Raw genomic sequence first — 8,902 nt, 5'->3', positions numbered from 1 at the left:
AGCGAATCCAGGGAGAAAGATAGTAGATGCCGAGCGTGATCAGCATCACGATCCATTTGAATCGCCGGAACCGACCCTGCGCCCGCTTTGGAAACACTTTCTTTCGTGCAGCATAGAGTGGCTGACGATTGCGCCGTGCATTGACCGCCTCGGCATCGAGCCGTTCGACATGAGCGTCCCGCGGGTCTGGAGCTGTATAGAGGTTCATCGCTCGGCGTCCTGTTGATGATCCTCATCTCGCATCCGGCTGACCAAACGTCCTTGACGTAGGTCAAGGAATGGCTGACCGGTCTTCAGCTCGGTCAAAAAACGAGAGCCACGCCCCGCAGGGACGTGGCTCAGAGGAACTACGGGGGAGCCCGTAGGGAACGTCCTCTACCTTTGAATGCTAACGGCTCGCGGTATTGTGATCTTTGAGCGAAATCAAACTGGCCATGGAATTGCCGAGCTTCTCCAGGCTGTCTTCCTCCCGCGTGGAAGGGAGCGGATGTGCCCGCGCGGCAACCCGCGTATGAACGATGGCTCGGGGGTTGCCGTACAAGCGGAGAAGGGGATTTTGGTCGTGGGCAGTCATTTCATTCCTCCTATTTTCCACCGCCCAGCGAATGAACAAACACGGACAGCTCCTTCACGGTGGTTTCGCCCAGCCGGGCCGACCAAGCCGGCATCACGCCATGTTTCGGCGCAGTCACCTGGCGGATGATCGCATCCTCTCCCCGCCCCTTTAACCAGATCGCATCGGCGAGATCCGGCGCTCCCATCTCCTGCTTGCCCTTGGCGTCCTCGCCGTGGCAAGCAGCGCAATTGTCGAGGAATACCTGCCTTCCAGCCTTCGCCAGCGCCGGATCGGAAGGTGTGTTCGTCAGTCCCCAGACGTAGGCGGCAACTTGCCGAATTTGCGTATGATCGAGCATATCGCCGAAGGCAGGCATTTCCGACGAATGCGTCTCGGGGTCGGCATCGAAGCGGATGCCATGCGAGACGGTCTTTTGGATCGCTTCGAGGTCGCCACCCCAGAGCCATTCGTCGTCGTTCAGATTGGGAAATCCCGGAGCGCCGGTGGCACCGGAGCCATGACACGGCGCGCAGTTGACCTTGAAGGCAGAGGCGCCGCCAGCGATGGCAAACTCGCGCAGCGTCGGATCGGCATCGATTTCTCTGACGGTTTTCGCGGCGATGAGATCGTGAAACCGAGTTTGTCCGACCTTGGCCTCTTCCACTTGCTGCTGCAGTTCGGCCCGGCTCGAAAAGCCGAGCAGTCCTTTGGTGGTATCTCTGATCAGGGGTATGGAGGGATAGGCGATGGCATAGCCGACGGCCCAGAGGATCGTGACATAGAATGTCCACACCCACCATCGGGGCATGGGATTGTTGAGTTCACGGATGCCGTCCCATTCATGGCCCGTTGTCTCGACGCCGCTGAGTTCGTCTATATGTTTGTCCGACATCTCAATCATCCTTCAGAGGTATGTCAGCGGCTTCGTTGGCGATCTTTTTGCTACCTGGCCGGAGCGTGAAGGCGATAGCCCCTACGAAAAACAAGGCCATTGCGAGGAGCCCCCAACTGTCGGCGAAGTGACGCATTGCAGTATATGTTTCCATGGAAGCACCTCAGCGATAACCGGTGGCATCGTCATAGGTCGAGAAATCAACCAGTGTTCCGAGCATCTGCAGATACGCGACGAGCGCGTCCATCTCGGTCAGCCTGGTGGGGTCGCCGTCGAAATCGCCGACCTTCGCTTTCGGATATCGCGCCAGCAGATCGGTCGTATTTGCGTTCGGATCGGCTTGCGCCCGCATGTCGGCTTCCGCATTCGCCAGCATGTCTTTGCTATAGGGCACGCCGACATCCTCGTTAGCCTTGAGATCCATGCCGATATCCTTAACCGTGACGTCCCTCTCTTTGAGGAAGGCATAAGTGGGCATGATCGACTCCGGCACGACCTCGCGCGGGTTGGACAGATGCTGGACGTGCCATTCGTTGGAATAGCGACCGCCGACACGCGCCAGGTCCGGTCCCGTGCGCTTCGAGCCCCACTGGAACGGATGGTCATACATGGACTCTGCGGCGAGCGAATAATGGCCGTAACGCTCCACTTCGTCCCGGAACGGGCGGATCATCTGGCTGTGGCAGAGGTAGCAGCCTTCGCGGATGTAGATATTGCGCCCTGCCAGCTCGAGAGGCGTATATGGGCGCATGCCTTCCACCTTCTCGATCGTGTTCTGGAGATAGAACAGCGGCGCGATTTCGACGATGCCGCCAATGCTGACCACCAACAGCGACCCGACGAGCAGCAGGGTGGCATTTTTCTCGAGGATCTGGTGTTTCTCTAGGATAGACATCTTGCTTTACCTCACTCGGCAGCCTGGGCGATGAAAGCGCTCGGGATCGCGGCTTCGTCGCGCTGGCGCCCCCGGATAGTCATTGCGACGTTCCAGGCCATGATCACTCCCCCCGCCAGATAGAGAGCACCGCCGACGGCGCGCAGGAGGTAGTAGGGGAACATCGCAGCCACGGTCTCTGCGAAGGAATAGACGAGGAAGCCCTGGCTATTGTATTCGCGCCACATCAGGCCTTGTTGGATGCCGGCGACCCACAGCACCGCCGCGTAGATAACGATGCCCAGCGTGGCGAGCCAGAAATGCCAGTTGACCATGCGGAGGCTGTAAAGCCGCTCACGTCCCCAGAGCTTTGGCGTCAGGTAGTAGATGGCGCCGAACGTGATCATGCCGACCCAGCCGAGCGCGCCGGAATGAACGTGACCGATGGTCCATTCGGTATAGTGACTGAGCGAGTTGACCGTCTTGACCGACATCATCGGGCCTTCGAAGGTCGACATGCCGTAGAAGGCGATCGCGACGATCATCATGCGGATGATCGGGTCGGTGCGGATCTTGTCCCAGGCTCCCGAAAGCGTCATCAGACCGTTGATCATGCCGCCCCAGGAAGGCATCCACAGCATCACCGAAAAGACCATGCCCAGCGTCTGCGCCCAGTCGGGCAATGCCGTGTAATGCAGGTGATGTGGGCCAGCCCAAATGTACATGAAGATCAGGGCCCAGAAATGGATGATCGACAGGCGGTAGGAATAGACTGGGCGGTTCGCCTGCTTCGGCACGAAATAGTACATCATGCCAAGGAAGCCCGCCGTCAGGAAAAAGCCGACAGCGTTGTGGCCGTACCACCATTGCGTCAGAGCATCCTGCACGCCCGAAAACAGCGAATAGCTCTTCGAGCCAAGGAAAGAGACCGGCATCGCCAGATTGTTGACGACGTGCAGCATGGCGATGGTGACGATGAAGCCCAGATAGAACCAGTTCGCCACATAGATGTGCGGCTCCTTGCGCTTCAGGATCGTCCCCAAAAAGGTGACAAGATAGGCGACCCAGACAATGGTGAGCCAGATGTCGACATACCATTCGGGCTCGGCATATTCGCGGGCCTGTGTGATCCCGAGAACATAGCCGGTCGCGGCCATGACGATGAAGAGTTGATATCCCCAGAACACGAACCAACCGAGATTGCCGCCGAAGAGCCGGGCTCGGCAGGTGCGCTGGACGACGTAGAAGGAGGTCATTATCAACCCATTGCCGCCGAAGGCGAAGATGACGGCAGAGGTGTGCACCGGGCGCAGACGACCGAAGTTCAGATATGGCGCAAAGTTCAGATCCGGATAGGCTAGCTGGAGAGCGATGACCACGCCCACCAGAAAACCGACAACACCCCAGAAGACGGTGGCGATAAGCCCATATCGAATGACTTCGTCGAAATAGGGCGTTGGCTCGCTTCTTATACGAGACGCCTCCGGCGAAAAGTCGACACGGCGAACCAGCAGGATCGTGCCTGCCAGAAGACAGAAGAATAACACCCACATATGGGCGGCAAAAAGCTGATCATGAGCGGCGCCGGCACCCACCAATGCCAGAAAAGCGCCGACCGCGACCAGCATGGTTTCAGCGGTGTAATTCATGTCGTCGTCCCCAGAGCGCAGATGACCGCACTTAGGAAGGTCATCTTTCTCGCACTTTGAGCGACAGGTCCCACGTGCGCGGCGACCGATCCTTGATCTAGGTCAACAAACACCGCGGATTCCTCATTGCCGGGCGCGTTGTTGCAAAAACACCGCCCGGCAAGACCACTCCGTGCCATACAGAGAATGCTCGCGGCAATTTGATCAACCTCAAAGAAGGTCCGCCCGCCGGCCCATAAAACCGAACCGACGGCTAATAAGGCTGTCGGTAAAGGAGATATGGAATGCGTTTCAAAATCGGTCTGGTCGTCGCAGCGGTGGCGCTAGCCACTTCGGCTGCGCCACTCTTGGCGGCGGACCACCAAATTCAAATGCTCAACAAAGGTGCTGATGGTGCCATGGTGTTCGAGCCGGGCTTTGTGAAAATCGCGCCCGGCGACACCATCACCTTCATTCCCACCGACAAGAGTCACAATGTCGAAACATTCAAGGGCCTGATCCCAGACGGTGCCGCCGAATTCAAATCCAAGGCGAGCGAGGAATATCAGGCAAAATTCGACATTCCGGGCTTCTATGTAGTGAAATGCACGCCTCATGCCGGCATGGGCATGGTGGCGCTCGTTCAGGTTGGCGATAACCCGACCAATCTTGAGGTCATCAAGACCGCGAAGGTTCCGAACCTGGCGCGCAAGCGCCTCGATGCCGACCTGGGGCAAATCACCCAATAGCGCTCGGCTGGTGCAAACTCGCAAACGAAAGCGGCCGAATTCGGCCGCTTTTCGTTTGTTTGGCGTTACTTGATAGCCATGGTCAGACGCAGGCTCTCCCTTGTTCCTCAAGCAGCCTTGCTATGCGTGCGTCCAGATGCGCCGAGATAAGCGTCGAAGGCCGCGGCAACAGCCCTGACCATGAATCGCGACTCCTGGCAAACCGTGACCTTGCCGCCGTCAATGGTTACGACTCCGTCCGCTGCGAGCTCCAGCAGTCTCTCATTGCCATCCAACAGAAGACCGGCATCGAAGCCCGACCCTTCCGCAACGCGGACCAAATCGACGGCAAAATCGCACATGAGCCGTTCGATTACGCGCGCGCGCAGCCTGTCCTCGTCGGTGAGCCGATAGCCTTTGACCGTTGCCAGAACACCCGCACTGATGCGGTCGGCATAGCTGCCAATGGGAACCTGGTTCTGGACATATCCCATCGGCAATTTTCCGATGGCGGACGCCCCGAGGCCTATCAACGTATCGCAGGTATCGGTGGTGTAGCCTTGGAAATTTCTCCGCATGCTGCCTTGCGATGCGGCAATCGAAAGATCGTCATCCGGCAGCGCAAAGTGATCAAGCCCGATGCGGACATAGCCTGCCGCCACGAGTTCCGATGCGATTGCTTCCGCCTGGGCATTTCTTTCTTCGGCGCGGGGAAGCACTGCGTCATCGATCAGCCGCTGATGCTTCTTAAAGGCTGGAACATGAGCATAGCCGAACACCGCGAAACGTTCTGGCCGCATCCGGATCGCCGTCCGGACGGTTTCGACGCAGGATTTTACTGTCTGATGCGGTAGTCCATAGATCAGGTCGAAATTGATACTGCCGACCGCCGCGCCCCGCAACAAAAGGACCGCCTCCTCTGTTTGTTCCGGGGTTTGCCTGCGATTGATAGCCGCCTGCACAACGGGATCGAAGCTTTGGACACCGAGGCTGGCACGGTCGACACCACTCTCGCCCAACGCCTCCACCATCGCCGCCGAAAGCGTCCGAGGATCGATCTCGAGCGCAACGCTGCTATCATCCCGGAAATCAAACACGCTTCTGAGTTTCTTCATGAGGGCCCGGAACTCGTCCGGCTTCATAATTGTCGGCGTCCCACCACCAAAATGCACGTTCTTGACCTGCGTCGGATGACGCGCGGCAAAGCCAACAAGCTCTATCTCCTGGTCCATCACATCCAGATAGTCGACGATGGGACGATCCTGCCTCGTGATGGTCGTGTGACAGCCGCAATACCAGCACATCGCGCGGCAGAATGGCACATGCAAATAGAGCGAAACAGGATCGTCCTCGGCAAGCTTTGCCAATGCTTCCGCATATGCATCAGGCCCGACCATTGAGGAGAAGGCAGGCGCTGTCGGATAGCTTGTGTAGCGGGGCAATCGCGCCTCACCATATTTCGCGACCAGACGATTGAACATGAATAATGCCCTCATTGAATCCTTGAGAGGTTCTGGCGGCGGCAAACGGTCTTGTCCTTGTCCTATGTCAATGACGGAGCGCGCGACCATCCAGAGAAACGGGGGAATTATTTGCTCCTGGTCAAAGTGTTCTGAACGCACCGGCTTTAAGTTCCGAGCATCTGGTGGCCAAGGCTGCAGTCATGCCAGGACCTCGAAGTCACGCAGCCGAAGGATTGATTCAATGAATGAAGGAGCAATTGAGTTCGTAGAAACGCCTGCCGGTGACGTGCGCATCCTCACATCCGGTGAAGGACATGCACGCATTTTCCGTGTCCTTCGAAGCCTTCCCCCCGGCGGCTTGCTGCGTATTAAGAGCGATCACGATCCTCGCCCGCTCCACTATCAGCTTGAGGCGGGCTACCCTGGAAAGTTCGCTTGGGAGTATCTCGAACAGGGCCCGAAAAATTGGCGTATTGAGATATCACGCCTGGATACCGGATGCGATTGCTGCTGCGGTGAGCATTGAAGGCGGGCGTCTGCGATGCTGGTCCCCGGTGCAACTCTGTCTCGATGGACGATGTCGTATTTCGCCGCTGCGCTCCTGTGTTTACTGCTGGAGCAAACGATGCTTGCAGCGGGCTGGTGGCAGCCGTCCGTCGATATTGGCGAGCCCCGGGTGCTCATCATCGTCCATTTCGTGACCATCGGTTGGTTCGGTCTTTTGATGATCGGAGCTTTGCTGCAGTTTTCACCGGTTCTCACAGGATTGGGCCTGCCGACCGAACGATTGAACCTCGTATGCCTCTTGGCGCTGATTATCGGCTTAGCAACCCTTTCTTTCGGCTTTGAAGCGATAGAACGCGAATGGCCGTTCGCGGGGACATTGATGGTGGCCGCCGTGTCCATGCTGGCGAGCGCGTTCCTCGCCATCGCCATGGTACTGTTCATAGGACTCTGGCGGGGCCGAAGCGTTCATACGGCATCCCCGTTTGTCATGATGGCGATTGTCTGTCTCGCCGCGACCGTTACGCTGGGCGCGATCTTCGCGCTGGTGATCTCCGGCGTGACGCAGACCCGCTACTTGGTCGAATTGGTTCTGGATGCGGTTCCGCTGCATATGAGCTTCGGCCTGGCAGGTTGGATGACATTCGCCGCTATCGGAGTGAGCTACAAGCTTCTTCCGATGTTCCTGCTTTCGCCCGATACTGGAAAATCCGGCCTCGTGCGAAACAGCGGCGCATCGGCCCTCGCCATCCTCTGCCTTGCCCTGGTCCTTTCGACCGCAGGCTCCGGGTTGGTTCAGCCGCTTATGCTCGCAGCCGCGATCACCTTCGCCATAACCCTTACGGCATATCTCGTCGACGTGACTGCAATGTACCGGCGCCGGCGACGCAAAATTCCGGAACTGAACACACTGGGGTCGATTCCGGCATTTGCGCTATTGGCCGCATCGGCTCTGGCCTTCGTCGTCTCGATCCCGCTTGGCCTCGGCCCAAACGTGCGTATCGCGCTGATCTACGTTTTTGCGTTCGGTTGGCTGACAGGGCTCGGTCTGGCGCAATTGCTCAAGATCGTCCCCTTCCTGACTTGGATCGAAGCCTTCGGGCCGCTGCTCGGCCGTCGGCCGACACCGCGCTTGAGCGAGCTGGTCAGAGAACGCCACGCGGCTGTCTGGCTCGCCCTCTTCTATCTCGGAGTGATCCTGGCCGGGGTCGCGATCGCAGGAAATTCCGATAGCGGCTTCCGTGCCGCGGCTGTCTTGCAGGCTTTCTGCACGGCAGCCTTGGCGTTCGAGCTGTTCCGTGCGCGTGCCCTCTTAAATATCGATGGCTCCGCAAAGACCGCACCCTTTCGTCAACCAGCGCTTTTGGTCGCAAAACAAATCCAGAGAGGTAACGCGAATGATGCCGCTTCGTGAACTCGATGTCCGCCAAATCCTGAGGGAAGGAGGGTTGCCGTTCCAGCTCATAATGGACACCATCGCATCGCTTGAGCCGGACGAAGGCCTTCGTCTGCTCGCAATTTTCGAGCCCCTGCCCCTCATCAGACAGCTCAAGCAGCGAGGCTACATCCATGCGAGCAGACAGATTGATGATGACGATTGGGAAATCGTTTTCACTCCGCAAACGGCATCGTCCACCAAAACGCAAGCGGATGCATCGCCGGCCTCGGCCGATATCTGGCCGGATCCGGTCTGGAACATGGATCTTACCGATCTCACGCCGCCGGAGCCGATGGAGCGGATACTCGCTCGGCTGGAGACGATGAAAGCGGGCGAGGTGCTATTTGCACTTCTTAGCCGTGAGCCGGTTTTTCTCTTCAACGAATTGAAATTGCGCGGCCATGAATGGGTTGGGAATTTCGATTCGACCGGAAGCGTTTTTCGCATCATGATCCGCTTCAATCCTTCGGAGGCGGCCGCATGAGCCAGGCGGGAACGATCACCATTCCGGCTGTTGTGCAGTGCCTTCGCGGCATAGAAGATCCGGAGATCGGCATCGACATCGTCGAGTTGGGATTGATATACCTCATCGAGATCCTGCCGATTGGCACCGTGCGGATCGTCATGACGACGACGACAAGGGCCTGCCCCGCCTCCGCCTTCATCATCGACGCCGTGAGGGAGCGACTGCAGGCGATCGAAAGCATCGGCAAAGTGGAGATAGACCTTGTCCACGAACCGCCATGGTCGCCTGACATGATCGGCAAAGCAGTCATCGACCGCTTACCGGCATCAAGCTGCGCGGAAATCTGAACGGGC

General features: G+C 58.2%; 11 protein-coding genes and 1 pseudogene. 5 read left to right on the top strand and 7 right to left on the bottom strand.

The genetic code is table 11. The features are described from left to right. The 6 genes and pseudogenes from ACXHXG_RS16535 to ccoN all read right to left on the bottom strand — a co-directional run. Positions 1 to 208, bottom strand: a pseudogene (locus ACXHXG_RS16535) (cytochrome c oxidase accessory protein CcoG); the annotation flags it as partial. Positions 209 to 388: 180 nt separating this feature from the next. Next, positions 389 to 574 (bottom strand): hypothetical protein, encoded by a 186-nt coding sequence (locus ACXHXG_RS16530; RefSeq protein WP_457899996.1) that lies wholly within the window; start codon positions 572 to 574, stop codon positions 389 to 391. A 10-nt stretch (positions 575 to 584) separates the two neighbouring features. Continuing rightward, positions 585 to 1,448 carry a cytochrome-c oxidase, cbb3-type subunit III gene (gene ccoP, locus ACXHXG_RS16525; RefSeq protein WP_457899995.1) on the bottom strand — a complete coding sequence of 288 codons (864 nt, stop codon included), beginning with the start codon at positions 1,446 to 1,448 and terminating at the stop codon, positions 585 to 587. A 1-nt stretch (position 1,449) separates the two neighbouring features. Further along, positions 1,450 to 1,602, bottom strand: coding sequence for a cbb3-type cytochrome c oxidase subunit 3 (locus tag ACXHXG_RS16520; RefSeq protein ID WP_104827539.1), 153 nt, complete (start codon positions 1,600 to 1,602; stop codon positions 1,450 to 1,452). Positions 1,603 to 1,611: 9 nt separating this feature from the next. After that, positions 1,612 to 2,343 (bottom strand): cytochrome-c oxidase, cbb3-type subunit II, encoded by a 732-nt coding sequence (gene ccoO / locus ACXHXG_RS16515; protein WP_104827540.1) that lies wholly within the window; start codon positions 2,341 to 2,343, stop codon positions 1,612 to 1,614. Positions 2,344 to 2,354: 11 nt separating this feature from the next. Next, positions 2,355 to 3,971 (bottom strand): cytochrome-c oxidase, cbb3-type subunit I, encoded by a 1,617-nt coding sequence (gene ccoN / locus ACXHXG_RS16510; RefSeq protein WP_260304403.1) that lies wholly within the window; start codon positions 3,969 to 3,971, stop codon positions 2,355 to 2,357. 284 nt (positions 3,972 to 4,255) lie between these two features. Between ccoN and ACXHXG_RS16505 the strand changes: the two genes are divergently transcribed. Next, complete coding sequence (locus tag ACXHXG_RS16505; RefSeq protein ID WP_457899994.1) at positions 4,256 to 4,699, top strand: pseudoazurin; 444 nt, start codon at positions 4,256 to 4,258, stop codon at positions 4,697 to 4,699. A gap of 107 nt (positions 4,700 to 4,806) precedes the next feature. On the opposite strand, the gene hemN is transcribed toward ACXHXG_RS16505, so the two are convergent. Beyond that, on the bottom strand, positions 4,807 to 6,159 hold the full coding sequence (hemN, locus tag ACXHXG_RS16500) for an oxygen-independent coproporphyrinogen III oxidase (RefSeq protein ID WP_457899993.1): 1,353 nt from the start codon (positions 6,157 to 6,159) through the stop codon (positions 4,807 to 4,809). 223 nt (positions 6,160 to 6,382) lie between these two features. Here hemN and ACXHXG_RS16495 point away from each other — a divergent pair, with 223 nt between their 5' ends. The 4 genes from ACXHXG_RS16495 to ACXHXG_RS16480 all read left to right on the top strand — a co-directional run bounded on the left by ACXHXG_RS16495 (position 6,383) and on the right by ACXHXG_RS16480 (position 8,896). Beyond that, positions 6,383 to 6,667: a DUF2249 domain-containing protein gene (locus ACXHXG_RS16495; protein WP_457899992.1), complete on the top strand. Its 285-nt coding sequence runs from the start codon at positions 6,383 to 6,385 to the stop codon at positions 6,665 to 6,667. 99 nt (positions 6,668 to 6,766) lie between these two features. Continuing rightward, positions 6,767 to 8,059 (top strand): hypothetical protein, encoded by a 1,293-nt coding sequence (locus ACXHXG_RS16490; RefSeq protein ID WP_457899991.1) that lies wholly within the window; start codon positions 6,767 to 6,769, stop codon positions 8,057 to 8,059. Then, a complete protein-coding gene (locus ACXHXG_RS16485; RefSeq protein ID WP_457899990.1) occupies positions 8,043 to 8,567 on the top strand; it encodes a DUF2249 domain-containing protein in 525 nt (174 codons plus the stop codon). Before ACXHXG_RS16490 ends, ACXHXG_RS16485 begins: the two co-directional genes overlap by 17 nt. Further along, positions 8,564 to 8,896: a metal-sulfur cluster assembly factor gene (locus ACXHXG_RS16480; protein ID WP_283052491.1), complete on the top strand. Its 333-nt coding sequence runs from the start codon at positions 8,564 to 8,566 to the stop codon at positions 8,894 to 8,896. Before ACXHXG_RS16485 ends, ACXHXG_RS16480 begins: the two co-directional genes overlap by 4 nt. Positions 8,897 to 8,902: the final 6 nt, after the last annotated feature.

This window comes from Rhizobium sp. LEGMi-198b (genome assembly GCF_054114205.1).
This window is presented reverse-complemented; position numbering and strand designations above follow the sequence as displayed.